This window comes from Vibrio chagasii (genome assembly GCF_024347355.1).
Classification (GTDB): domain Bacteria; phylum Pseudomonadota; class Gammaproteobacteria; order Enterobacterales; family Vibrionaceae; genus Vibrio; species Vibrio chagasii.
The window spans coordinates 1,506,628-1,531,285 of the sequence record NZ_AP025465.1; the positions used below are offsets into that span (position 1 = coordinate 1,506,628).

The window sequence follows — 24,658 nt, forward strand, 5'->3', positions numbered from 1 at the left end:
TCACCACGTTACTTGATGACTGCACTAACAGGGAAGTGGTCTGAAAGATTGTAATGCTTCCAAAGCTCATTACTGGTAGAGCGGGGAACGTCAACCCGGTTATTGTTATGCGCTTTCACTGCGTATTCGGAACTTACCACGACATAGTCTAGGTATTCGGCGTTTTCCCCACCAGACATTGGCTCGCCAGCGAAGTTATTAATACGTGGGTCGAATGTCGACGCCGTATAGCCTGAATACTCGGGTTCAGTCGCTTGAAGATTAGCAAACATCTCTTGGTAATCACTTGGGAACTTAAGCTTATTAACGTTGAAGTCACCGCTATAAATCACAGTTTCTGATGCAGGGATATCGAGCGATACGGCTAACTCGCGCATTTGTCTAAATTGACGTTGTCGGTAGTTGCGTGCCGTTGTGGTGTCGAACGATGCGGTGTGAGTACCAAATACGTGATATGCCTGTCCATTTTTGATGATCTCTGCGTAGTTCACGCCCTTGTCAGCAAAACAGTCAGTACCAGTGCAGTCGGGAAACACATATTGAGCTTCGTTAACAATAGGATAGCGGCTGACAATGATGACGCCGCCGTCATAGATGTTGATGCCATCTTTATCGAGCATCTTGGTTTGGTAAGGGTATTCTTTGGCCAGCTCACGTAAGAATTCATCTCGGCCGTTGGCAAACACCTCTTGAAGTGCGAGTACGTCGTAGCCTTTGACATACTGAGGGATCAGGTCGTAGCGGTCACCAATATGGGAGGCGATCGCAGGAAGAGCCCAAATGTTATACGTCATGACCTTCAACGTATTCGCATCAGGGTTTGGTTGCTCGTCTACTTTTTCTGGAGTGATGGTGTAGTGAATGTCATCGTAACGTGCTGTGTTATCAGCTTTGAGTGCGAGCTCGGTATTCAGGTCAAAGGTATCGGTCGTACTGCGATGAATATTACGGTCATCGTAGAGTCTCAAATTAACATCAGCAGCACTTAAGCCATGTTGTAGAGTAGAGTTGTACCAGTGTCCATTCATGGTTTGATTAAGAGTGATACTTTCACCCACAGTATTCGAAACCACAGTATTGAATTGATAAGTTTCCCCTGATTTGACACCCGTCCAACGATTAAAGCTGATCAGTTTTTTGGTTTCCCAAGGGCCAATTTGTTCAACGTGTTGTTGCCATTCGTCTCCATATTTAAGGAGGTCAGTACCACTGTGACTGGCTTGAATCGTCATTACTTGATTGGTGTTATTGGTCAGATACACGTCGGTATCGGCGATAGCCGGGGTAGATAAGAATGAAGCTGATGCGAGTAATGCACTTAAGCTAGTCCATTGATTTTTCATTGGTTACGTTATCCTTACTAATGGGTGTAATGAATAACGTAGTCAATAGATATTGCGCTTGAGTTGTAACTCTATAAGCAATATTAAATTATGAGATATATGCCAAGGTTTTATAAATTTGACCATCTATTGAAGATGAAAATATTGTTCTGATGGAATGAGAAGTGTTACGCGCGCGCAATAAAGTTGGAAGGTGAATTGGTATCGGTTAAGAGAATGAACAATAAGTCGTTTTGAGAGGATGTGTTAATTTTGGAATTGTTGAGTAATTTACTCTTGTCTGGTAAACAGAAACTCGAAAAACAGGTATGATAGTGCCGTTTTTAATCCTGAACTGGGAAAGTCATGGCAAAGTTAACACTCCAAGAGCAGATGCTTAAAGCTGGCTTGGTAAATGAGAAAAAATTAAAGAAGGCGAAGAAAGGCTCTAAAAAGTCTCGCGTTCAAGCTCGTGAAGCAAAAGCAGCGGCAGAAGAAAACAAACTGGCGCAGCAAGCAAAAGACAAAGAATTAAACCAGCAGCTGAAAGAGAAACAGTTGAGCAAAGAGATCAAAGCTCAAGTGAAACAGCTGATTGATATGAATAAGATTGACCAGAAAAATGGTGAGATCAAATATAACTTCACCGACGGTACTTTGGTTAAATACCTATACGTAGAAGAGCTGACTCAAAAGCAATTGAGTAAAGGTATCTTGAGTATTGCGCGTCAGGGCGAAAGCTATGTGGTTATTCCAACAGCGGTAGCAAACAAAATCGCTATGCGTGATGAAGAATCAATCGTTGATACTCAAACGGCAAGTAGCGATGAAGTTGATGAAGATGACCCGTACAAAGACTTCGTTATCCCAGATGATCTTATGTGGTAATGGTTAGCTAATTACTTCTAGATTCGCTGTATGTTTATGGCGCTGAAAGACAAAAAAAGCCCTGATGATATTAACATCAGGGCTTTTTAATTTTGGTGAATATAAACGTAAGCCGAAACGATTTTCTAGCGAGACAAACTCCGTTTTTCAACTCTATTAGAGCTAGTCAGCGATGACCTCTACGATATCGAACGCTGAATCTTGTGGGTAGTCTTTGAGCTGATGATATTCAATATGAGATTGCTCATACCCGTCAAAATAGCAGTCACCGATTTCGTTACGTGGACAAATGTGTACATCATCTCGTGATATGAGCTCTGTTGAGCAACATGGACAGTATTTCATAGCTCCTCCTGTTAGGGATCTCTGTCTTTAGCCGGCTTCATTAACTCAAACTTTTGTGTCGTTGTGATTGCATTTTTAAGTCACGCACCGAGTTTATTTGTCATAAACCAGCCCTTTGCTATTGCGTTTAATCACTAACAAAGGGCCGGTTGTATACGACGTTTTACTGATGTCAAACCGTCTTTTTGAGCCTTATTTATTGGATACTACATATATTGAAGCGAGAGCGGCTGCCACCTCCAAGCACTCTTACATTGTCTTTTCTTCTTAGTGATTTCCAGGCTGTGCTCTCTTCTGCGCTGAGGTTTGATGGTTGGTAATCCAAGTTAGCGTATCGCGATACCACTACTTGTTTTTGCATGTTTTCTGAAAGGTTGTCGATAATATTGGTTGTCACTTTGCCGTCAGAGTAGGCCATCACTAACACTTCGTCATTGTCTTCCAGTGCCGAGGTTAGGGCTGTTTGGTTGCCTTCGTTATATTGAACGTCTCGGTAACCTTGTGTCTCCCCTGTTTTTTGACCGGAAATCGCTCGGTATAGCAGGTTCTTTTTCCTTTTTTTAAGCGAGCTCAGTGGCGTTTCGTTCGCGTCACTGTATAGGTTGACCACTTTGATGTCGTTCTGTGCTGCGTATTTCAAAATGGAACTCTGGTTACTAAGGCCTCTTCGTGTGAGCGCTGGTGAGTTTTGTAGGCTTTGGGAAAGGCGCTGTTCGGTTGCATCAACGATAACAATCGCAGGGTTATTCCCTTCACTTAATGATTGTTGGAGCGCTTGTTTAACTTCTATATGAGCTTGCTTTCCTTCTAAGGTATCCCATTTAGGTGCGTGCTGAGGTGTTGCAGATGGTCTAGTTTCAAGGGGGTAGGGTTGATAGTCGTAATGCTCTTTTGGCCAATAAGTATTGCGCTTCTCTTTTCCTAGATCATCAGCTAAATGAAACTCGCTCACCACTTTTTCATTTTTTAAATACGCCTTAGCCTTTTCTTGTCCGAGTGCTTTCCAATGGAAATACATCTCTTCGCGAAGGTTGATCATTGATTGTCTCGCACTACTGATTTCCGTTACAGGATCTCGCCCATTTTCAGCATTGTTGTAGTGTGTAATTCCTGTCGTTTGGTACTCATAATTCGGAATGACATATTCTGTGATTTGGTTGGTGTCGGGATGTCGATGAGACAGAGGTGTACTGCCTTGTGGAACAGCGCCAGAAGAAAAATCTCGAGCGTGGATCAGCTCATGTCCTAAAGCGACGGTTTGATCAAATGGTGTTTTCTTTCCTGGAATGTTAACCATCTCTGTGGTGGAGAAGAGAATCGTATTCGATACACCTTTGCCATTGAATTGTCGTTGCCATGCCAGTGAAGCCTTTTGCTGGTCTTCGAACAACGAAGGTACTGTCTCGAATAGTCGGCCTGGGCCTTCAGGTTCCCTGATCACCGTGACAACAGTAGCCTTTGATTGATCGACTCCGATCGTATGTTCTATTAGCGGTTCCACAGCATCATCGGGTGCATTTACTGGTTCGTAGGTAGCGATTTGTCGCAAAATCTCACGCCCTGTTGGCGATAGTTGCAGGTTGCGAATCAACACGCTCATGTCTGCAAGGTAGGCGTCACTCTTGGTTTGCACGTATAGATTTCTGGACATGCGATAAAGGTTTCCATAAGCCCCGGAATTGTATCCTTCGATGACTCTTACGCCGTCTGGATCATCATAAAAGAGTCCAAATTCAGATCCTTTTCCAGCAAATGTATGGCTTGAATTGATGAGCAGCATCAAGGTCAAAAGGGTTAGTGTAATTTTATGTTTCATAGACTTATTCCTCTAATGCCAATTGAATTTCAATCCAATCTTCTAGCTCTCTAAGCAGCATATGGTTGATGTGTGGAAGCATGGTAAAGTCATCCTCTTTAACGATGGCTCCTAATTGTGTTACTGCCGTTTGAATATCCCCTTGGCTTAACGCGCTCTTGATATCAACTAGGTCCGACCAAAGCTGGTGGGTAGAGATTTCCCCAATTTGAAACGCAATGTTGTCTTGATGGTCTTGTGATAGGTAGCTCAGATGAAGAGGTGATAGCGTGCTGTTGAACAGTTGATGTTTACTGTTGGTTGATATATTTGATTCTGACTGTTGATGCTGTGCGATTTGAAGATAGAGAGAAAGATCGCCCAATAAATACTGAAGTTGGTTGGCACTTGTCGCTTTCATCGCCTTTTCCGTTATGCTGTCAATGGCGTTTTGAAAGTTTTGCTCAAAGTGAGAGTCAGGTTGCGACATCACGTTATCGAGTATGTCTGCCATTTGAGGGGCATAAAACCTAAGGTTTGCTGCAGAGTATACGCTTGGGTAGGGTACTGAGTAATTGAGAGAGCGTATGTAAGAAAGGGTAATAGCGATCTTGAATTGAGGCTGAATAAAGTGTTTAAAAATTTCATATTGTTTGATTTGATCTAATACCCCACCACTTGGTCGTTCTGTTAGCAGCAGCTCGTACCAACGGCTAATCTGATACCAACTGTTGCGATTATTGGGGTCTGAGCTGTCAACTCCTTTGCTCTCCAAGTAATCATTGAAAGACGTTTGGTAGGGGAGAGCTTCTATGTTTGCTAACTTGGACAGGAGATCTTCAAATAGTTTGTTCGACGACTGGCCAGATATATAGGCGTTAGCAGTACTGATTAATTGAGTTTTAAATAAGCCAACTGGCCAACCAGCAATAACTCTCGATGCAACATGCTCTTCGACATTAAGTTCAACCTTTTTTAGCAACACTTCTGATAACTCTGGGTCCTTTATAGGGTGGTAAGTATCGTATAATGCACCAGAATCTTTACATGCATCGACAGAGGCTTGAATGCCTCCGGGTACAATGGCAGGAACTCCCCAACACTCTCTGGCTGGGCGTATCAGTAAGGTAGCCGTTTTAAGTTGCTCTTCACTGAGATAATCAAGCCCCCAAACTTCGTTTGCATACTCTCTCAATCCACTTTGCCTGACTTGAAATTCCAATGTACTTCGGTTGATTTTGCTGTGTGTTATGATCGATGCGACGTGAGGTTTTGCCCTTTCTATTAGCCTGTTAACTATGTTCATTCTGTGCGTGGATAGTCGGCGTAAAGCGATTTCAACGAGCTCTCTTTTCTTGCTATGTAATTTTAAAGCGAGCGCGTGGTAGTCATCTTTGCTTAGGTTATTAACTAAATTGTCAATTCGTGAGGGCCCTTCAGTACGAATACAGCGTTCTAGTTCTGTTAAAGAAGAGTGAACGTTGTGGCATAGCGGCTGGTGCAGATTTGATTCAGGCGATACATGCGCGATAGATTTCAACATTTCTAAATCAATGCGTGCCATTTGTTTAGAAAGTTGCCTATCGTATGCAGCGGTCAGTCGGCGATATTCTGTGTCAGCTTCAAGAAGTAAGTGGTCGACATACATTTCGGCACTCTGTAATACGTGATTGTCGTATTTGTTAAGTAGAGCAATTGCGTCCTTTTTTTTGTGATGGAAGCGATAAAAATCTGGCGAGTGGTCACTAAACACGTAATGTGATTGGTTTTCAAACTCTTCAATTTTTTCTTTCGCTGCGAAGTACTTAATATCATTCGACAATAGGTTTAACTCATCACCAACGAGAGGAACGATGGAAAAAACAGAAGCGGCTTCATCAAGACGAGTAGAGGATTCCTGAGAGAATGTACTTACCATGTTGTCTAGCCAAAAGCCCACGGCGACCGCATCTCCAACTGGCCCTAAAACTTCGAGCGTAGAAGAGCCCGCTTTACCGAGGCGGTTGAATAGACTTTGTTCGCTTAGTGTACTTTCAAAAGTTTGCGGGACGCTCGCCAGTGCTTGCTCTGTTTGTGGCCAAGCTGCCGAGAAAGAGTTTGTATGAGCATCGTGCTCAAGTTCGCCTAGTGCAATGCCAAACTGTGGCTCTGAATAAACTTCGTTTCGAGCCCAGGACGTAATACGATTCTGGTTAATCGCATCTAATGATTGAGTATCTTGGACGTCGTCACTAAGACAAAATGCGACGGATAAGGGGCTATAGACAATGGCTGCGAACCGCCATAAATGGATTTTCTTGGTCATATTTAGATAGTGCCTTTCTTTGGTGGTTGGGAGGAAAAACACTTCTCAAACAGTGTTCACTGACGACAGAGGGAACCTGCCCAGAACAGTTGTTGAATAAGTGCTTTAGTTTACTTTTGGATACGGAGGTAACACAAAGCTCACCACCGGAGTGATGAGCTTAGTGTTTGAGTACAGGCGTGTTTTTAGTGTTGTATTGGAGTAATCATTAGCTGAGCATCGTGATAACCGAGTCGATTTAGTGCTTCAGGATCGAAATCGGTCTCAACAGTTATATCGCCCGCATAGTAGGTTTTGTGGTTGGTTAATATGTTCACGGCATCAAATGAATCGACAGAGTGCTCAGCACCGATATCGATCATCCCAGAGTATTGTGACTCGGCATTAAACTGACCAGAAACATAAGAGTAGAAGGGGCGAACACTCGCGCCAGCGGCATATTGCATGCTGCTCAGGCCATATTCGTTGATTGCCCAACTCCAGTCCCACCATTTCATCTCACCGGGAATATAACGGTGGTCCCATTGGTAGCGGATATTCGCTTGCTCTTCGCTGTTGGTGCCCATGGTAAATGTGTGAGAGAGCGTAGGGCGGTTAGTCGGGTGTGAAACCAACGCATTACCACTGTAACGAAGAAAGCCTGTGAAGTTTACGTCGTAACTCATATTAGCTTTGATGCGATAAGGGTAAGAGATGGTAGAGCGTAAGAACTCAACTCTAAATGGTAATACTGATCGAGCAGGTACCGTTAAGATGGCTTGAAGGTCACTCGCCTTAGAGCGCTGCCCACTATTGGTATCAGCGAAATGCTGGCCTTTTTCTAACACCACTCGAACATCGGTTTTTCCAGCTTGAGGCCAGTTAAAGTCTTCGTTCATCAAGACAACATCTGCAAGGTCAAAACGATTGGTCTTATTCCACTGCGTTGATTGTAAGAAATGAAGATCGACGATGATCTGTTTAGGCTGCTCGGTCTTATTGATGGCGTAAGCTGAAAGGGTGTTAATTAGCTCTTGGTCTGTTTCTTGAACGGTACCGTATGAGAAGCCTTTCGTATCGAGCGTGTAAGCGAAGTTATCGACGGTGATTGTCGTTTTCTCATTACAACGGTCACCTGTACAACTGCCATTACTATTTCCCTTGATCTCCCAGCCATCGTTAAGCTGATTTATCGCCATGTCTTGGCCCACATAGAGTCCGTCATCGCCACCTACCCATGCATAACCAAGGTTGTGTGCGAGATATGCTAAAGGCCTGATGAAGTACGCATTGTCATTGACCAAGCTTCTCTGAACCCCAAGGTTACTGCTTTCTTGGATTGCTTGCGCTGGGTAGTATGGTAACCCCGCTTCTGGTTTATTGGGGTAACACCAGGTTTTGTCACTTAACTCTCCATGCTTAATAAGCCCGTGGTAACCAGAGCCCATGATCACCCAATCATCTTTAAGACCAAAGATATCCCAAACGTTCATACGAGAAACAAGCGCAGCTTTGTGTTCCTGCGCTTCAGTATGAGTCAGTGGGCGATAGTCGGAGCGACAAACATCCTCACCGAGGTTATCCAACACGACTTGGTCTGAATAGATTTTGGCATTAACAGAATAAGACGTTAATGATGTGGCAGCGATAAAGAGCGCAGTTTTACTGACGTTGAACATTAATGAGTTCCTAATTGCCATTGTTTGGCTTTTTTATTAGATATTATTTATATGTGTTATTTGAAGCCGAGGGCTCCTAGCGGCGTGTACTCTGTCATATAAAACGATCGCAAAAATACTGAATTGAATTGAAAAGAAATTCTCTTTAATTTCAGTTATTTTTAGTGATTAAAGTGTCATTTGATAAAGATTTTTCTCTTTATTCTCTGTCTTTTTTATTGAGCGGTGCGTACTCAGGTACGGGATACCTTTTGAGGTGTGTGTAAGGCTTTCGATGAAATGATGAAAGGTGGCGAGTTCAACAAACAGGTTGATACTGATTGTCTTGCATAGATGGTAAAGAACATAGACAAAACAGATACAAAAATGCAGCGATAACCCAAGGGTTGTCGCTGCATTTTCATTTATAGTGATTTGACTACCTTACTTAGAGCAGCCTTCGGTAATCGGCGAGTGTCTTCTTACGCGTCGCCTGGTTTTTCGCGTTTGCTGTTCCAACCCATAAAGTTGTAGATGTTGTATCGCGCAAACCCGATTTGTTCATGCAGAGCAAAGTCTGTTACCGCAAAGTTATACCATAATGGCAGCCATGAAGTTTGAGCTGCCATGTAATCAGCTCTCACTGGAATCACGTTCAATCCAAAGTGGTTGAAGTAGAGTTCACTACGGCGAATGTGCAGGCCAGATGAAACCAGCACAATGTTGTCGAATTGGTGATGTTTCATCAGATCGCTGGTCAGCTGCGCATTTTTCCAAGTGTTCACGCTGTTCGGCTCCTGGATAAGGTCGGCGATTGGAACACCCAGTCTAAGCAGTTGTTGCTCGTAAATTTCAGCCTCTGTGACACCGTTATTCTGAGCATCACCACCACTGATGATTACTTTGCATGTAGTTTGCGTTTTAGCACACTCTTTATATTGGCTTGCCGTTTCACTGATTCGGCCATAAGAGAAAAAGGTGGGCTCGAACTCTTGTGTGCTTTTAATTAGCTGCGTGCCTGCACCAAGAAGAACAATCGCATTATTATCCGACCATTGGATCTCAGGCTTGCTTTCGTAATTCGCTTGCAGGTCGTCTAGTAAATAACGAGGAATTAAACCCGTACCAATCAGCACAAATGACGATATAAGAACAAGAGATAAAAAAGTGGAAGTTGCTCGCCATTGAAGTAAGCGAGTTATGAAAACCAATAGTAGAAGAAGTAAAAGTATAATAAAGCTCATGGTGATCCCGTTATCGAACTGGTGTCAATTTAATGCAGCATATTGAGGTGTTGAATCATATATCAATCACGGTGATACTTCATAGCTAACTCATTGTATTATTGAACAAATGCACGCTTAACATTTAAAAAGCAACTCCGGCACCAAATAGACAATAAAAAACCGATGCATGGGCATCGGTTTTTTGTTGATCGAGCTGTTTGAATCAGAATTAAGCGTTCGCCTGTTCCAGATCTCGTTGCTTGTCTTTCTTACGTAATAGGCGACTTGTAATCGTACCGGCTGTCATCGCACCAGATACGTTAAGCGCTGTACGAGCCATATCGATAAGTGGCTCGATAGAGATAAGCAGTGCTGCAATCGTTACAGGAAGGCCCATAGCTGGAAGTACGATAAGTGCTGCGAACGTTGCACCGCCACCCACACCAGCGATACCGAAAGAGCTCACCGTGATGATTGCAATCAGAGACAGAATGAAGTTGATGTCCATTGGGTCAATACCAACCGTAGGTGCAACCATAACTGCAAGCATTGCAGGGTAGATACCCGCACAACCGTTTTGACCAATTGTTGCGCCGAAAGAGGCCGAAAGGTTAGCAATTGCTGGTGGCACGTTTAGCTTCGTGATCTGAGCTTCAACATTCAGTGGAATCGTTGCAGCAGAGCTGCGCGAAGTAAAAGCGAACGTTAGAACAGGCCAGATTTTTTGGAAGTATTCTTTCGGGTTTACGCCAACAAAAGAAACCAACACACCGTGAACCACAAACATCAATAGAATAGCAACGTAAGACGCTACGATGAAACCTAGTAGGCTTAAGATGTCAGAAGCACTTGATGTTGCGACTACTTTCGCCATTAACGCTGCGATGCCGTATGGCGTTAATGCCATGATCATCTTAACTAAGCGCATCACGATAGATTGAGCTGCTTCAACGAACGTACGAATTGGTGACTCTAGCTCTTCTTTCTCTGCCATTACTTTACGAGCAGCAATACCCGTTAGCACACCAAAGATAACAACTGCGATGATAGATGTTGAGCGAGCGCCTGTTAGGTCTGCAAATGGGTTGGTTGGAATGAAGCTAACCAGCATTTGTGGAATTGTTAGGTCTGAAACGCTGCCAATGCGGCTTTCTAGCGTTGCGATACGTGCTGTTTCACGCGCACCTTCTGTCAAACCTTCAGCAGATAGGCCAAATGCCTGAGTTACTACAATACCAACAATCGCAGAAATCGCTGTGGTGGCTAACAACACAGAGATCGTGATGCCAGAGATTTTGCCCAGTGAACCGCCTTTCTCAAGCTTAACTACCGCCGCAATCATCGAAACTAGTACTAATGGCATGATGACCATTTTCAGTAAGCCAACGTAACCACGACCAACAATGTTTACCCAGTCTAGCGTTTCGTTAATAACAGGGTTGCCTTCACCAAATAGCAGCTGAAGACCAAGGCCGAAAGCACTACCAAAAACTAAACCTAATAGAACCAAGCGCGATAACGTGTGTTCTTTTTTCTGCTGTCCGTAGAGAAAGAAGAGGATACCAGTGAATACCGCTAAGGCAGCGATAGCTGAAAATGACATTTGTTTTCCTTATGAATTTCTTTAAATCGATAGGGCGCTTGGATATATGGGCGCAAATACTGTTAGCTACAGTAGCGACCTGTAACAAAACGTAAAATAAGGAAAAGTAATTAAATAGAACGATAGGTAATATCCACCGAATGGTATGAGTGGATATACAACATTATGGTGAATAGATGAGCTTTTTAGCGATATTTTGCCAATAAATTGAGCATGTCATTGGATGAGTAAATTTCGATATTTTGGAAATTATTTTCGAACAATCGGAACAACATGGCCTGAGCGACATCTTTTGATTGGATAGGGCGTAGGTTTTTGAATTTCCCAAACATAAAAGGCGACAGAAGAGGAAACACGCTTTGTAGCAGCTTTTCATCGGCTCTTGGTTCTTCTCGCTCGCCAACCAACGGCCCAGGGCGTGCAATGAACAGTTGCTTGAAGCCGATACGCTTTAAGTTCTGCTCCATTTGCCCTTTACACTTGAGGTAGTGCGAATAGGAATCAGTGGACGCGCCATAACTGGACACAACCGCAAGGCGTTGAACTCCAAGAAACTTCATCGACTGAGCTACGTGGCTGACCAACTCTACATCGACTTTACGCAATGCTTCTTTCGAACCTGCCTTTTTCTTGGTGGTGCCTAAGCAGATGATCCCAAGGTTGGGTGTAGTTTTGGTATCGTCCCAACTGGTGACTTGCAGATCACTATGAATCAGCGTGTGGAGTTTTTCTGAGTGGAACTGTGAATCGAGTGCCCTTCGGGACAAAGCGTAAATGTGCTGTATCGCAGGCTCGTTGATGAGCAGGTTCATCACATGATGACCAATCAGTCCGGTAGCACCAGCCACTATGATTGATGTCTTATCTCCAGAAATACTCATAACTATCCCTAACGTTTACGTAAGTCACTGTTTCAATCTAAACCTTCTTGTTCAATGACGAAAACTTGTTCGCTTTTAATGTGAAGGCACGTGCAAATTAAAGACGAGCCATCGGCATTAGCTATAAGAAAATAGTGTTGTGGAAACAAGAAAGCCCGCGTATACGGGCTTAAAGAGATCAGGCAATATAATGAACGTAATAGATTTTTAAGTTAAGAGGTTAACACCCGTCATAGAATTTATTGATTGTTAGATCGCCAATATTGATGAGTTGAGTTTGATCTAAGGTGTAAGATCGCGTGAATTGAACAAAACAGTTATAGCCCTTTAATTCTCTAAATTGCCTTTCTCTACCCGTGTAGACTATGAGGGTTGGGTTGAATTTCGGTCCATAGCTGAGCAACTGATAGTCATGAGTTTGCATCGCGTTTTTAATATTGTCTGAATCTAATGCAATAGCGCCCCATCTAATCCATACATCTTGGTCTGGCAATTGAATGAGTTTTTCTTTCTCTAAGCCTTCGATGGCTGCTTTGCCCATGACTATTTCATTGGTTGCGTTAAAAGCGCCGATGAAGCCATCGAGCGTTGCTTTTGTTGCATCCGATTTGATGTTTAAAAATCGAGGTGCTGCTGCCACAGCTATAATGCCTAAAACAGCGATTACGGCGACTAACTCGATTAATGTAAAGCCTTTGTTTTTCATAAATACCCTTAACTATTGATGGGGTAAGTCTATCAATAAGGGGAAGGGAGTAAATAAATGAAATTTTGTTATAACTTTATGAAATATAAGGGTATTTTTACGAAGTTTAACAAGTGAACTAATACTTGAAATCTAATTGGTTTATTGGTTTTAAAGTGTACGGATTGTCTAACTTATGAGATCTGATGATGGCGCGATGAAGTGATGCATTAATCTATTTTTAGCCTCAAAAATAACAAAGCCCGTTGGGCGACGGGCTTGTTACTTTCTTCGCAAAATTTAGGTGAAGGACAGTGGGATTTTCCTTACCTTTTTGCTTACTTTCTTACCTGATTTATTTGGTTTTCTTTTGCTTGAGTTTGGAATCATCGCACCTCCTAAATCATTTTTCTGAGCTTTATTTTTTTCAACCGGTTGTGTTGCTTGGTGTTGCATTTTGTAACTAACAGCGTGGGTGTTCACTGTATGGGTACTTATCAATGGAGAGATTAACAAGCACATCATACAAAGCATAAAGGGTGCCAAAACGTAAGTCATTGATTCTTCGTTTGTGTAGCTCTAGGAGCTCAACTACGCTGTCTTTTTGATTCTCAATTTGAGAAAAAGTGGTTTTGAATTGCTTAAATTAAGAACACTCTCTGCGGTTTCTGTTACTTAGGCATAGATACAGCTTTGCTTAACACGTAAACTGGGTCGTAATTCACATAGACCAAGGACGTGCTATGAACCTCAAGCTTGATACTCTCGCTCCCACTCAGGTTTATCACCTGATGACTCAAACCGTCGTTCCTCGCCCGATCGCGTGGGCATTGACGGAATCTTCTGATCAAGCGTACAACCTAGCGCCTTTCTCGTATTTCACGCCTGTTTCCAGCAATCCGCCGCTACTGATGTTATCGGTCGGGAAGAAGCCATCGGGAGAAATCAAAGACACCACTCGTAATGCCCATGAGACGGGTAAGCTAGTTATACATATTGCATCGTCGAGTTCAGCTGAAGTGATGACCGCGACTGCAGCTACTCTTGAGCATAATGAGTCAGAAGTAACGGCGAATGACATTGAATTAGTTGAATTTGAGGGTTTTTCCTTACCGAGAGTGAAGCAGTGCGCTGTGGCTTTTGGTTGCACACTCTACGAGGTCAAAGAAGTCGGTGAAGTACCGCAAAGCCTTATCTTTGCTCAAGTTGAACAGGTGTATATCTCTGAAGGTGTGATCGATAAAGAGAGCGAACGCTTGAAGATTGATGCACTAGCACTTGATCCTTTATCCCGACTAGGCGGAGGCGAATATGCCACGCTGTCTAATGTCTTCTCTGTCGCTCGTCCTAAATAAGCGTTAACTATTTAGCTCCAGCGGATAAGATCGTTAAAACCCGTTCCTCAATCTAAGTGCCACATAATTTTATGTTAGATACAAAATACTCGCAGTACATCCAACATCGTATTGACCAAAAAACTAAGCCGCTTGGCGCATTGGGCTTACTCGAAAAAGTTGCCTTTCAATTAGCATTAATTCAGAGCCAAGGACAAGAGTCGGCGGCCGAACATATTGAATTAAATAAACCGCGTATCATCATTTTTGCAGGTGATCATGGTGTTGCTGATGAAGGCGTGAGTATTGCCCCGAGTGCCGTCACACAGCAGATGGTATTGAACTTCTTAAACGGCGGCGCAGCGATTAACTGTTTTTGTGCTGTGAACCACATCGATATTACGGTGGTCGACACAGGAATATTGTTACCAATCGAATCTGATAACCCAATGTTGATCTCCCAGCGTTTGGGTACACGAACCAATAACTTTGCCAATGAAGCCGCAATGAGCTTAGAAACGGTAGAACGTGGGATTGAATTGGGCGCAGAGCTTGTATCTAGAACCATTTCGAATGGCACCAATATCATCATGTTTGGCGAAATGGGCATCGGTAATACCAGCAGCGCTTCAGCGATTTTGAGTGCACTAGCAAACCGTACTGCAGATGAGTGTGTTGGTCTAGGCACTGGTATCAATAACGAGCAGTTAGCAAGAAAAGTCGCGGTGGTTGAACAGGGCGTAGCTCGCTGCAAAGGACTCGACCCTAAATCGATTTTGACCCAAGTCGGCGGTTATGAAATCGTTCAAATGGTCGGTGCTTTCCTTGGTGCTTATCAAAACCGGACTCCAGTATTGGTCGATGGTTTTATCGTGTCAGTCGCTGCGTATGTCGCGACCTTAATTGAACCGAATTGCCGTGACTACATGATCTTTGCGCATCGCTCTGAAGAGTCAGGTCACAAAATCTTATTAGAGCTGCTCGACGCTGAGCCACTGCTTGACCTTGGCTTGAGATTAGGCGAGGGCACGGGCGCAGCTTTAGCTATGCCAATCATCCGAGCGGCAGCGGAGTTCTATAACAGCATGGCGAGCTTCGAGAGCGCTGGAGTCACAGTTTAATGAGTGATTTTCTGGACAGATCTTGGAAAGATCGTGCTGCGTATCAATGGGGGCTGTTTTCGTTGGCAATGGGCTTTTTTTCTCGCTTGCCGATGCCGAAGAATACGCCTTATTCAGAAGAGCGTATGAACCGTTCTGGTCGCTACTTTTCAACAGTTGGTTTGTTGCTGGGTGTCTTGTGCGGCGGTTTGTTTCTGTTGCTTGATACTGTGTTACCGAGCTCGATTGCCATCTTTTTGATGATGAGTTTTAGCTTAATGCTCACTGGCGCTTTCCATGAGGACGGTTTGACCGACATGGCGGATGGCATCGGTGGTGGTATGACATTGGAACGTCGTTTGACCATCATGAAAGACAGCCGCATCGGTACATACGGTGCGTCTGCGCTGATCATGGCTTTGCTTGGTAAGTGGGTTCTGCTCAATGAACTCGTGAGTATGACTGGATTGTTTATGGTCATCGTGACGAGCTACACCTTTAGCCGAGCGATTGCGGCCTCCCTTATTTATGACATGCCTTATGTTAGCGACTTGGATACGAGCAAGAGTAAGCCTTTAGCCAACAAACAAACCAAGGGGGAGCTTGTCTGCCTTATGTTGGTTGGCCTGTTGCCAAGCTTGTGGTTTGGGTTAGCGTTTACGTGTGTTTTAGCTGTGATTGCTTACCTGTTTAGAGTGGGCTTCAAAAAGTGGTTAATTGCACGCATTGGTGGCTTTACTGGTGACTGTTTGGGCGCGGCTCAACAGTTGATGGAACTGCTGATTTACGTTGTGTTTACCGCTGCGTTTTATAACGGCTTTATGTAACTCATTCAGGATTTTAGAGGCAACACATGACAACCAATAATCAAGCGTATCAGAGTCATCACCATCTTGTTTTAGGTGGCGCGCGCTCAGGTAAGTCGAGTTTTGCAGAACAACAAGCATTATGTGCAATTGAAGCATGTTCAAATGGGCGTCTACATTACATAGCGACTGCGACCTATTTAGACGATGAAGTGCGTGAACGAATCGCACACCATCAACAACGTCGTGGCGAGCAATGGATTGAGCATGAAGTACCCGTCGAATTAGCCGAAAAATTGCAGTCTTTTGAGAAAGAAGATGTGGTGCTGATTGACTGCCTAACATTGTGGTTGAACAACATCATCTTTGAACTGGGTGACGACGCAACCAATGAACAGGTTGAAGCCGTGGTTGAAGTATTGGTCAAAAGCGTCGAGCAAAGCCCGGCACAGATCATCATGGTATCGAACGAGGTGGGTTTAGGGGTTGTTCCACTCGGGAAAGTATCGCGCTTATTTGTTGATAATGCTGGTCGTATGAACCAAGCAGTTGCTCGCGTTGTCGAACATGTCACTCTAATAGCCGCGGGGTTGCCACTACACCTTAAGCCTTCAAATCATTCTATTAACGCTCAAGGCTAGGTCACTGATATGGTCAATGGAACCACCAAAAACATCTATTTGCTCAGACATGGCAAAGTGGAAGGGAAGGCTGCGCTAAACGGTGTCTCTGACGTATTGGTCAATCCGGAGCTTCAACAGCAGATTTGTGACGCTTTGGTACATCAGGATATAGCGGTTGATGCGGTCATCACTTCACCGTTGAAGCGTTGTAGCGATTTAGCTCACTTGTACGCGGAGTGCATGTCTGTGCCTTTGTCTGATGCTCCTGAATTTCAAGAGATGAACTTTGGCGAAGTGGATGGTATCGCATTTGATGAGCTTGAGGACAAGTGGGCAATGCTCGACACTTTTTGGCAAGACCCATCGAACCATAAGCTCAATGGTGCAGAAAGTTTACGGAGCTTCCACGAAAGAGTAACTCAAGCTTGGTCGCAAGTTTTGAACGCTCCAAGTGACAATCTATTGTTGGTTACCCATGGTGGCGTTATTCGTATGTTATTGGCGCATTGCCTTGATATTGATTGGAAAAATCCGAGTCTGTACTCAAAGTTGTCGATCGAGAATGCATCGATAACCCATATTCAAGTGACCCAGTTCGCGCAGAGCTTTATCAGCGTCAAAGCGATAGGCCTGCCTGTTCTCTGAGTGTCCAAAAACACAGTTTAAGAATTAACAATCTTAGAAGTATTAAAAGTAATTAGAAGTATAAAGCGGCGTTAACAGTCGCTATACCAGATTGGTATTACTACCTACGTGAAAGGAATTTAGTCATGACAACACCGAGTTGGGATCTGAGCATTGCTTATCGCGATCTTGATGATGCAAAAATTGAACAGGATATTGAACTCATTCAACAGTGTATCGAACTCTTGTACCTCCATGTTGAAAAGCGTCACATCATTCTGGCAATGCAAAACGCAATCCAGACCTCAGAAGCCGCAGGCACGCTACTGAGCACAATTAACACCTTTGCTAACTGTCACGCTTCAGTAGATGCGACTCATACAGAAGCCAAAGTGCTGCTTGGCCGTGTCGCAAAGCTGAACTCTGAAATGTCACAAGCGTTTAGCCCTTATGAAGATACGCTGATTCACGCAGAGCCAGAGTTTATTGATGCCGTTTTAGAACACGAGAGTGCAGATGTTGCAGGCCAACGCTTCGCGATTGAAAGCTCACGTAAGCTATCAAGCAGCCGTCTCAGTGTGGCTGAAGAACAGCTTTTAGCAGCCATGAAAGTCGATGGCCGTGATGCATGGGGTCGTTTATACGATAACCTTACCGGCTCATTGAAACTGTCTTTGAAACTTGATGGTGAAGAAGAAGCACTTGGTTTCTCGCAAGCGGCGAGCTTGTTGTACGGTAGCGAATTCGACAAACAAGAGCCTGCATGGCGCGCGGTTCAAGGTGCAATGAAGACTCACCAAGAGTCATTTGCTTCGATTCTAAATGCGCTTGCAGGTTGGCGTCTGACTGAAAACAAAAAGCGCTCGAAAATCGCAGATGTGCATTTCTTAGATCCAAGCTTGCACGGCAGCCGAATTGTGCCTGAAACGCTAGACACAATGATGTCTGTGGCGAAAGCTAATCGCGCAGTAGGTCAGAAAGCAGGTCTGTTGATGGCAAGAGTTCACGGCTTAGATGAAATGAAGCCATGGAATCACTTAGCTGCAATGCCGCCACTTGGTGACGCTGAATCTAAGGTTTACCCATTTGATGAAGCGATCGAAGTGATCAAAACCGCTTTCGCAAAAGTAAATCCAGAGATGGCTGATTTTGTCGCTTTGATGGTTGAGAATGGCTGGATTGATGCCGCACCAGCTGCCAACAAACGTTTAGGCGCGTACTGCACCAAGTTTGCCGCGACACGCACACCGCTTGTGTTCATGACTTGGAGTGGCAGCCGCTCTGACTTAATGACATTGGCACACGAGCTAGGCCACGCGTTCCACAACTGGGTAATGAAAGACATGCCGTTGTGTAAGACACGCTACCCAATGACGCTCGCAGAAACAGCTTCTATCTTTGCTGAAAACATCGTTCGTGACCACTTGTTAACGCAAGCCCAAACACGAAACGAGAAACTTGAAATGCTGTGGGAAGAGCTGTCTTCTTCATTGGCTTTAATGGTCAACATTCCAGTGCGCTTCGAATTCGAAAAAGCATTTTACGAGCAGCGTGAAAAAGGCGAGCTGACGGCGCAACAATTGTGTGACCTGATGGAAAGCACTTGGAAAGAGTGGTACGGCGATGCGATGACCGAAGCAGACCCTTACTTTTGGGCGAGCAAGTTACACTTCAGTATTTCTCAGGTGAGTTTCTACAACTACCCATACTTGTTCGGTTATCTGTTCAGCAAAGGTGTTTATGCGCAACGTGATGCGAAGGGCGAACAGTTCTATGGCGACTATGTGTCTTTGTTGCGAGATACGGGCAGCATGATGGCGGAAGAAGTGGTTCAAAAACACTTAGCAATGGACCTGACTCAAGCCGATTTCTGGCAACAAAGCATCGACATGGTCAAAGTTCAGATCGATGAATTTGAAAGATTGCTCGATCAGGAAGATTAATTGATCTCAATCTGTTCATAGCAGGTAAGAGCTGTGTTAGCTTACGTGGCTCTTATCTTGCTGAAAGAACTTGATATAACCAAAAGTTGCTTTAAATAGAGAAAGTTATTTAGCACAGGCCTCGGTTTGTTAATAAGCAGGAAATATAAAATATATGGGTAGTATTTGTGAGTGATAACGGAGTTTCTATTGATAAGTGCGATCCTAGCAACACAATTTCTATGTACAATTTATTAACATACGGCCGTGCAATTAAGGAGTAACGCATGACGAAGACCCTCTTTCGCCAATCATTTCTTTTTGACAGCCTAGATCTTGAGCAAGAAGTGTTTGCAGGACAGACCGTACTGAGTAACGGTGTTCAAATTAAGCTTCATCAACGTGGTGTGTTGGAAGTGATTCCCGCTGATTACAGTTCTGAAACCAAGAACATTATCTTTTCAAGCGGTGTACACGGCGACGAAACCTCACCAATGGAGCTGATTGATAAGCTCGTTGAGGATATTGAAACAGGCTTTCAGGCAGTGAACGCTAGATGCTTGTTTATCATAGCTCACCCAGAAGCAACCAACGCGCATACCCGTTTTCTTGATGTGAATATGAACCGTCTGTTTGATGAAAAGCAGTACGAGAGCAATCGAGAAGTGGATATCGCCCAGAACTTAAAGTATCTGGTGACAGAGTTTTATAAAGAAACCAAGCCAGAAACACGCTGGCACTTAGATTTGCACTGTGCAATCCGTTTATCTAAGCACTATTCATTTGCAGTGAGCCCTAAGGTTCGCCACGAAGTACGTAGCAAAGAGTTATTCGACTTCATCAACAGTGCTCATGTTGAAGCCGTGTTGCTGTCGAATGCACCTACCAGCACGTTCAGCTGGTACAGCGCTGAAAACTTCGGAGCGCAGGCTCTGACAATGGAACTCGGGCAGGTTGCGAGAATTGGTGAGAACCAACTCGATAGACTAACGGCTTTTGATCTCGCCATGCGTAATTTAATCGCGGAAGCTGAGCCTGAGCATCTGCCCAAGCCAACCATTACTTATCGTGTGAGCCGCACCATTGTTCGTTTACATGATGATTTCGATTTCATGTTCTCAGATTCTGTAGAGAACTTTACTGCATTCAAGCACGGTGAAGTCTTTGGCCATGATGGTGATAAACCATTAATGGCAAAGAACGAAAACGAAGCGGTGGTGTTCCCCAATCGCAATGTTGCTATCGGTCAACGAGCAGCTTTAATGGTGTGTGAAGTGGAAACGCGATTTGACCACGGGCAGTTGGTTTACGATTAATCGGTAGAAGTGCTGACGGTTCGTTGAATAACCGCTCAACTGGTTGAAATATCAAGGTTCACATTACGGTGTGAACCTTGAGTTTATTTGGGGATACAGGTAAGGTTACGCGAACAATTTCAAAGTAGCTTGATATGGATTTCCAACAACTTCTTCACCAAAAACAGCGTAAATGGATGCGAGCCATTTATCTGATGGCAGCACTGCTTATCGCGCTGAGTGCTATTTACCTAATGGTTGGCGATCTCTTCATTTCCCCTCTGGGCACCTTGTCCACATTAGAACAAAAACTACTGATTGATTTACGCTTACCTCGATTATTGGCGGCGATTGCCATCGGGGCAGGGCTAGCTGTATCTGGCGCAAGCTTACAAGTCTTGTTAGGCAATGTATTAGCAGAGCCGGGTGTGCTCGGCATTTCTGGTGGTGCAAGCCTCGCCATGGTGATTGTGTTGTTCTTCTTGCCGTTTGCGCCGACTCCAGAACTCTTCATGGTCGCGGCGGTATTAGGGTCACTCTGTTTCACAGTGATTTTGGTGAGTATGGTAAAGGCAATGCGGCTTACCACGACCAAGCTGCTGCTGGTAGGTGTCGCATTAGGTATTCTTTCTGGTGCTATGGTGACATGGGCATTCTATTTCAGTGATGACATGAGCCTTCGTCTCTTGATGTACTGGCTAATGGGTAGCTTAGGCGGCGTGACTTGGTATCAACACTCGCTGACATTAGTGATGATTCCTGTGATTATCTGGTTGTGTCTGCAAGGCAGTAAGCTCGACAAACTGATGATCGGTGAAACCCATGCGGCGCAACTTGGCGTGAATGTGCCTAAGTTACGTTGGCGCTTAATCTTCGCAGTATCCATTTTGGTTGGCTGTGCGGTGGCGTTGGGCGGTGTAATCAGCTTTGTTGGTTTGGTTGTGCCACACTTACTGCGTTTAGCTATTGGTACCGATAATAAATATCTACTGCCTTTGTCTGCCGTCGCTGGGGCTGCGCTGCTGGTGTTTGCTGATATTTGCGCACGAACTTTACTTGATTCTGCAGAATTACCTTTGGGTGTGATGACCACAAGTATCGGTGCGCCTATCTTCATTTGGATGTTAATTAAAAATCATGATTCAAATTAAGAGCCTGAGCGTCGGCGCTCGTTTATTACCATTATCATTTGAGCTCAAGCCGGGCCAAGTAACTCATGTTATTGGGCCTAATGGCAGTGGCAAGAGTACTTTGCTGGAGGCCATTTCAGGCATAGGTGACAGCTACAAAGGTGATATCAAGATCGATGAGAAAGACCTATCTGACTTATCGTTACAGGACTTATCATTGCAACGTGCGTACTTGTGTCAGAGTGCAAGACCGGCTTTCAACTTAGAAGTGTTCCAATATCTGGCATTATCACTACCAAGCTCGTCACAAGGGCTTGAAACTGAAATCAATGCAGCCTTGGAAGAGATAACCCAGATGCTCGACATTGCGGATAAGCTTCATCGCTCAATTCAAGCTTTGTCAGGTGGTGAGTGGCAGCGGGTTCGATTGGCGGGCATGTGCCTACAAGTTTGGCCAACACTTAACCCATATGCGAAGTTACTGATCTTAGATGAACCGGCGGCACCGTTAGACATTGCGCAAGAGGCGTTACTCTATAAGCTCATTGAAAGAGTGGCGCAAAAGGGCATCGCCATAATCATGGCAAACCACGACCTTAACCGCACCCTAAGACACGCCGACCAAGTGCTACTGCTCGACAAAGGCGTTTTACAAGCTTGTGGTACTGCGGGGGAAGTACTGACTCCAGAACAACTTGAGTCTGTATTCAACACTCAAGTGAAGAGTGTGGCTCTTGATGGAATTATGGTATTGCTGTTTCAATAAACCAAGGGACAGTCAACTGAAAAATAAAACCCTAAGTTTTATTTCCGCGTAAGGGTTTATCGCCGATTTTTACCCAATCTTATTCTCTTTTATATATTACTTCTCGAAATCTTAATGTTAACAACAGTCTGTATTTGATAACAAGTGTTTTACTTCAAAGCTATTTGGCTCCATAAAAAATCAAGGTGACAGTTGTTTTATCATAAAATAAAATTATTACCTCGCTATATTGATTTTTTCGTGTGATGTTTGCGTTGCATATGCTCTTTGTATGCCTCTGGGTGTTTGAGTTGTTTTTTTGTGATGATTTATTCGTTAAAAACAACTCTTATTAGCATAAATACTTTTAATTTGTGTTTGCACTGTAATCAATCCAATCTATCAAATACTGAGAAAACATATGAGTATTACTATAAGGAAGCTAGCACTGGGCATATCATGTGCCATTGTCCAGTATTCTGCATTTGCTGATCACAATACCTTTCCTACACTCAACAGTTCACATGAACATAAGTTTAAAGCCAATAGCCAGCTTTCTAGAGAATCTGAATTAACTTTCAACTTCGTGTTAAATAATGGTCCTAGAAATAAGTTAGATACTTTATCTAAGTCTTACTTAAATCAAATTGAAATTATTGATAAGAATAATCCTTTATATGATGAAAACCGTGTTAACCGTGATGCAGTAAAACAAGAGGTGGCTGAATCAATACAATATTATTTAAAGCATCAGTTAGTGTTGAACCCAAGGTTCGCTATATTGGACGGGAAAGTTGAAGAGTGGTGTTTGGAAGTACTTGACTCTAACTGTGTAAGTCCGATCGAGCCATTTGGACAATTGGCACACCTGGATAGTGCAATGGCACCTTCGGGTGGTTTTACACTTGTTGTCGGCAAACCTAATAGTCAAGCAACAATTAAAACGATACTTCAAACCGTACCTGGGCAGCGCTATACGCTTTCTTTTGACATCACTGGTGAATTTGTTAAGCATCCCGGACTCTCATATACATATCAACCACTAAATACACTTGTGTCCATTGGGGGGGAGGATACGCTAATCACTAAAGCGCACCCTTTAATTCAAGAAGAGTTTTGGTCTGGGGGCGTTTATGGGGTTGTAGATGCACCGTGGGATAACAACGAAAACGGCCGAAATCATTGGGAAAAGGTTGAACTGCAGTTTGTAGCGACGCAAGAACAAACTATCTTAAGTTTTACAAATCTTGCTAGAACGAACAGTGGTCAGCAGACATCACCAACAATGCTCTCTAACATAATGGTTTATGATGATGTGACAGCAGATAAAGGCCTTCAGCCAGGTAAGGTTGCGGTTATCGCCACTGCTGGCGTTAGCGTTGCTGCGCTTGCTGGGACGACAGTTTATCTGGCTCGCAAAGGTGTTTTTCAAGATGTATTCCAAGCTCTTGGATATTCTGCAACTACAGTTGGTCCTGGTACTGACGCTATGAAACTAAATGCGTCTTTCGATGATATGTATGAGATCCTGCAAGGAAATGGTGGTAAGCAAGCTTTAGAAAATTATTTAACCTTCCCTACTCGAGAGTATGGCGCTGAATATTTTGAGAATCAGATTTCAGAGTCCGATCTTAACTTTATGACTGATATGGGATTTAAAGAACTCCACACTGGTTTGCCAGCCAATCAGCTCCCATTTGATGAGAGCGCGACATACATCACAAAAACGGTTTCAGATATCGCGCCTATAGAAGAACAAACTGTCATCAAGTTTGACTCTCAAGAGGCTGCTGCAAGTTTTGTTAGGCAGTTAGATTCGTACTTATTGATGGAAGAAGACGCTATCCCAGGGATCAGTCAGCATGTGAGTAGTATTAGTGTCATTGTTGGTACTGATGAAGCAAATGCTGTTGCGGCTGAACATGAATCTGTAATTATTCTTCACAGTGCTAGTGAGTTTGAAGCTGGCGATGCTGGTCTTATGGGAGTAGGCGAATTTGTTGCGAGGTTTGCGGTTGCCAGCGGTTTTGAACAGTCTATCGTTGATAGTCTGCCGTTCATCTACAACTCAACAAGCCTCGCAGGTGTTGGTTGGAGTTCAGTTGTAGAAGACGTAAGTCAGGCTGCAACTACTGCCATTCATAGTTCCTACCAAGCAGGGATGACTGCAGAAGAGTTTTCTGCAGCAGCAATGGAAGCTTTGGAGGTTGCTGGTATCGTAGCGTTACTCTAGTTCCAATTAGATAATTTAATTAACGGGGTGATGAAGTATAAGTATTGTGCTTCTTATGGCCTATCAATTCTAACGCCCAGCACCTTGACCATGTCGACTTTACAAATTTAGTGAGACAGCAATGGAAAAAGTTGGACTAAGATCTCATTCATCTAGCTG

At 43.9% G+C, this 24,658-nt stretch carries 21 protein-coding genes; 11 read left to right on the forward strand and 10 right to left on the reverse strand.

The genetic code is table 11. The features are described from left to right. Window positions 1-8: 8 nt before the first annotated feature. A complete protein-coding gene (locus OCV52_RS06935; RefSeq protein ID WP_137407730.1) occupies window positions 9-1,343 on the reverse strand; it encodes a sphingomyelin phosphodiesterase in 1,335 nt (444 codons plus the stop codon). Between the two features lie 345 nt (window positions 1,344-1,688). Between OCV52_RS06935 and OCV52_RS06940 the strand changes: the two genes are divergently transcribed. After that, window positions 1,689-2,210 carry a DUF2058 domain-containing protein gene (locus OCV52_RS06940; RefSeq protein ID WP_008217508.1) on the forward strand — a complete coding sequence of 174 codons (522 nt, stop codon included), beginning with the start codon at window positions 1,689-1,691 and terminating at the stop codon, window positions 2,208-2,210. A gap of 162 nt (window positions 2,211-2,372) precedes the next feature. On the opposite strand, the gene OCV52_RS06945 is transcribed toward OCV52_RS06940, so the two are convergent. The 9 genes from OCV52_RS06945 to OCV52_RS06985 all read right to left on the reverse strand — a co-directional run bounded on the left by OCV52_RS06945 (window position 2,373) and on the right by OCV52_RS06985 (window position 13,143). Continuing rightward, a complete protein-coding gene (locus OCV52_RS06945; protein ID WP_137407731.1) occupies window positions 2,373-2,555 on the reverse strand; it encodes a hypothetical protein in 183 nt (60 codons plus the stop codon). 196 nt (window positions 2,556-2,751) lie between these two features. Then, window positions 2,752-4,371 carry a M91 family zinc metallopeptidase gene (locus OCV52_RS06950; RefSeq protein ID WP_137407732.1) on the reverse strand — a complete coding sequence of 540 codons (1,620 nt, stop codon included), beginning with the start codon at window positions 4,369-4,371 and terminating at the stop codon, window positions 2,752-2,754. 4 nt (window positions 4,372-4,375) lie between these two features. After that, window positions 4,376-6,655, reverse strand: coding sequence for a hypothetical protein (locus OCV52_RS06955; protein WP_137407733.1), 2,280 nt, complete (start codon window positions 6,653-6,655; stop codon window positions 4,376-4,378). Window positions 6,656-6,840: 185 nt separating this feature from the next. Further along, the gene (locus tag OCV52_RS06960) at window positions 6,841-8,313 is read right to left on the reverse strand and encodes an aerolysin family beta-barrel pore-forming toxin (protein WP_137407734.1); all 1,473 of its coding nucleotides are present in this window, start codon (window positions 8,311-8,313) and stop codon (window positions 6,841-6,843) included. Between the two features lie 461 nt (window positions 8,314-8,774). After that, a complete protein-coding gene (locus OCV52_RS06965) occupies window positions 8,775-9,536 on the reverse strand; it encodes a YdcF family protein (protein ID WP_137407735.1) in 762 nt (253 codons plus the stop codon). A 211-nt stretch (window positions 9,537-9,747) separates the two neighbouring features. Further along, window positions 9,748-11,121 (reverse strand): L-cystine transporter, encoded by a 1,374-nt coding sequence (locus OCV52_RS06970; RefSeq protein ID WP_137407736.1) that lies wholly within the window; start codon window positions 11,119-11,121, stop codon window positions 9,748-9,750. Window positions 11,122-11,306: 185 nt separating this feature from the next. Further along, a complete protein-coding gene (locus OCV52_RS06975; RefSeq protein ID WP_137407737.1) occupies window positions 11,307-12,002 on the reverse strand; it encodes an NAD-dependent epimerase/dehydratase family protein in 696 nt (231 codons plus the stop codon). A gap of 220 nt (window positions 12,003-12,222) precedes the next feature. Beyond that, complete coding sequence (locus OCV52_RS06980; RefSeq protein ID WP_137407738.1) at window positions 12,223-12,708, reverse strand: type II secretion system protein; 486 nt, start codon at window positions 12,706-12,708, stop codon at window positions 12,223-12,225. Between the two features lie 279 nt (window positions 12,709-12,987). Next, window positions 12,988-13,143 (reverse strand): hypothetical protein, encoded by a 156-nt coding sequence (locus tag OCV52_RS06985; protein ID WP_170222449.1) that lies wholly within the window; start codon window positions 13,141-13,143, stop codon window positions 12,988-12,990. A 287-nt stretch (window positions 13,144-13,430) separates the two neighbouring features. Here OCV52_RS06985 and OCV52_RS06990 point away from each other — a divergent pair, with 287 nt between their 5' ends. The 10 genes from OCV52_RS06990 to OCV52_RS07035 all read left to right on the forward strand — a co-directional run bounded on the left by OCV52_RS06990 (window position 13,431) and on the right by OCV52_RS07035 (window position 24,499). After that, entirely contained in the window at window positions 13,431-14,042 is a 612-nt protein-coding gene (locus tag OCV52_RS06990; protein WP_137407739.1) for a flavin reductase family protein, read from the forward strand. A 71-nt stretch (window positions 14,043-14,113) separates the two neighbouring features. Further along, window positions 14,114-15,142: a nicotinate-nucleotide--dimethylbenzimidazole phosphoribosyltransferase gene (gene cobT, locus OCV52_RS06995; RefSeq protein WP_137407740.1), complete on the forward strand. Its 1,029-nt coding sequence runs from the start codon at window positions 14,114-14,116 to the stop codon at window positions 15,140-15,142. After that, on the forward strand, window positions 15,142-15,948 hold the full coding sequence (locus tag OCV52_RS07000; RefSeq protein ID WP_137407741.1) for an adenosylcobinamide-GDP ribazoletransferase: 807 nt from the start codon (window positions 15,142-15,144) through the stop codon (window positions 15,946-15,948). Before cobT ends, OCV52_RS07000 begins: the two co-directional genes overlap by 1 nt. 26 nt (window positions 15,949-15,974) lie before the next feature. Beyond that, a complete protein-coding gene (gene cobU / locus OCV52_RS07005; protein ID WP_137407742.1) occupies window positions 15,975-16,568 on the forward strand; it encodes a bifunctional adenosylcobinamide kinase/adenosylcobinamide-phosphate guanylyltransferase in 594 nt (197 codons plus the stop codon). 9 nt (window positions 16,569-16,577) lie between these two features. Next, window positions 16,578-17,195 (forward strand): histidine phosphatase family protein, encoded by a 618-nt coding sequence (locus OCV52_RS07010; RefSeq protein ID WP_137407743.1) that lies wholly within the window; start codon window positions 16,578-16,580, stop codon window positions 17,193-17,195. Window positions 17,196-17,320: 125 nt separating this feature from the next. Further along, window positions 17,321-19,117, forward strand: coding sequence for a M3 family oligoendopeptidase (locus tag OCV52_RS07015; RefSeq protein ID WP_137407744.1), 1,797 nt, complete (start codon window positions 17,321-17,323; stop codon window positions 19,115-19,117). Between the two features lie 266 nt (window positions 19,118-19,383). Beyond that, window positions 19,384-20,412, forward strand: coding sequence for a succinylglutamate desuccinylase (locus tag OCV52_RS07020; RefSeq protein WP_137407745.1), 1,029 nt, complete (start codon window positions 19,384-19,386; stop codon window positions 20,410-20,412). Between the two features lie 134 nt (window positions 20,413-20,546). Next, complete coding sequence (gene btuC / locus OCV52_RS07025; protein WP_137407746.1) at window positions 20,547-21,542, forward strand: vitamin B12 ABC transporter permease BtuC; 996 nt, start codon at window positions 20,547-20,549, stop codon at window positions 21,540-21,542. After that, the gene (gene btuD, locus OCV52_RS07030; protein WP_102425734.1) at window positions 21,529-22,287 is read left to right on the forward strand and encodes a vitamin B12 ABC transporter ATP-binding protein BtuD; all 759 of its coding nucleotides are present in this window, start codon (window positions 21,529-21,531) and stop codon (window positions 22,285-22,287) included. The genes btuC and btuD overlap by 14 nt, the downstream gene beginning before the upstream one ends. Before the next feature lie 400 nt (window positions 22,288-22,687). Beyond that, window positions 22,688-24,499 carry a hypothetical protein gene (locus tag OCV52_RS07035; protein WP_137407747.1) on the forward strand — a complete coding sequence of 604 codons (1,812 nt, stop codon included), beginning with the start codon at window positions 22,688-22,690 and terminating at the stop codon, window positions 24,497-24,499. Window positions 24,500-24,658: the final 159 nt, after the last annotated feature.

What these genes read in the sequence shown, in the direction of transcription:
- cobT (WP_137407740.1), top strand. Translation starts at nt 14,114, where the DNA reads ATGTTAGATACAAAATACTCGCAGTACATCCAACATCGTATTGACCAA.
- cobU (WP_137407742.1), top strand. Translation starts at nt 15,975, where the DNA reads ATGACAACCAATAATCAAGCGTATCAGAGTCATCACCATCTTGTTTTA.
- OCV52_RS07015 (WP_137407744.1), top strand. Translation starts at nt 17,321, where the DNA reads ATGACAACACCGAGTTGGGATCTGAGCATTGCTTATCGCGATCTTGAT.
- OCV52_RS06960 (WP_137407734.1), bottom strand. Translation starts at nt 8,313, where the DNA reads ATGTTCAACGTCAGTAAAACTGCGCTCTTTATCGCTGCCACATCATTA.
- btuC (WP_137407746.1), top strand. Translation starts at nt 20,547, where the DNA reads ATGGATTTCCAACAACTTCTTCACCAAAAACAGCGTAAATGGATGCGA.
- OCV52_RS06965 (WP_137407735.1), bottom strand. Translation starts at nt 9,536, where the DNA reads ATGAGCTTTATTATACTTTTACTTCTTCTACTATTGGTTTTCATAACT.
- OCV52_RS06985 (WP_170222449.1), bottom strand. Translation starts at nt 13,143, where the DNA reads ATGCAACACCAAGCAACACAACCGGTTGAAAAAAATAAAGCTCAGAAA.
- OCV52_RS06940 (WP_008217508.1), top strand. Translation starts at nt 1,689, where the DNA reads ATGGCAAAGTTAACACTCCAAGAGCAGATGCTTAAAGCTGGCTTGGTA.
- OCV52_RS07010 (WP_137407743.1), top strand. Translation starts at nt 16,578, where the DNA reads ATGGTCAATGGAACCACCAAAAACATCTATTTGCTCAGACATGGCAAA.
- OCV52_RS06955 (WP_137407733.1), bottom strand. Translation starts at nt 6,655, where the DNA reads ATGACCAAGAAAATCCATTTATGGCGGTTCGCAGCCATTGTCTATAGC.
- OCV52_RS07035 (WP_137407747.1), top strand. Translation starts at nt 22,688, where the DNA reads ATGAGTATTACTATAAGGAAGCTAGCACTGGGCATATCATGTGCCATT.
- OCV52_RS06950 (WP_137407732.1), bottom strand. Translation starts at nt 4,371, where the DNA reads ATGAAACATAAAATTACACTAACCCTTTTGACCTTGATGCTGCTCATC.
- OCV52_RS06975 (WP_137407737.1), bottom strand. Translation starts at nt 12,002, where the DNA reads ATGAGTATTTCTGGAGATAAGACATCAATCATAGTGGCTGGTGCTACC.
- OCV52_RS06945 (WP_137407731.1), bottom strand. Translation starts at nt 2,555, where the DNA reads ATGAAATACTGTCCATGTTGCTCAACAGAGCTCATATCACGAGATGAT.
- OCV52_RS06935 (WP_137407730.1), bottom strand. Translation starts at nt 1,343, where the DNA reads ATGAAAAATCAATGGACTAGCTTAAGTGCATTACTCGCATCAGCTTCA.
- OCV52_RS07000 (WP_137407741.1), top strand. Translation starts at nt 15,142, where the DNA reads ATGAGTGATTTTCTGGACAGATCTTGGAAAGATCGTGCTGCGTATCAA.
- OCV52_RS07020 (WP_137407745.1), top strand. Translation starts at nt 19,384, where the DNA reads ATGACGAAGACCCTCTTTCGCCAATCATTTCTTTTTGACAGCCTAGAT.
- OCV52_RS06990 (WP_137407739.1), top strand. Translation starts at nt 13,431, where the DNA reads ATGAACCTCAAGCTTGATACTCTCGCTCCCACTCAGGTTTATCACCTG.
- btuD (WP_102425734.1), top strand. Translation starts at nt 21,529, where the DNA reads ATGATTCAAATTAAGAGCCTGAGCGTCGGCGCTCGTTTATTACCATTA.
- OCV52_RS06970 (WP_137407736.1), bottom strand. Translation starts at nt 11,121, where the DNA reads ATGTCATTTTCAGCTATCGCTGCCTTAGCGGTATTCACTGGTATCCTC.
- OCV52_RS06980 (WP_137407738.1), bottom strand. Translation starts at nt 12,708, where the DNA reads ATGAAAAACAAAGGCTTTACATTAATCGAGTTAGTCGCCGTAATCGCT.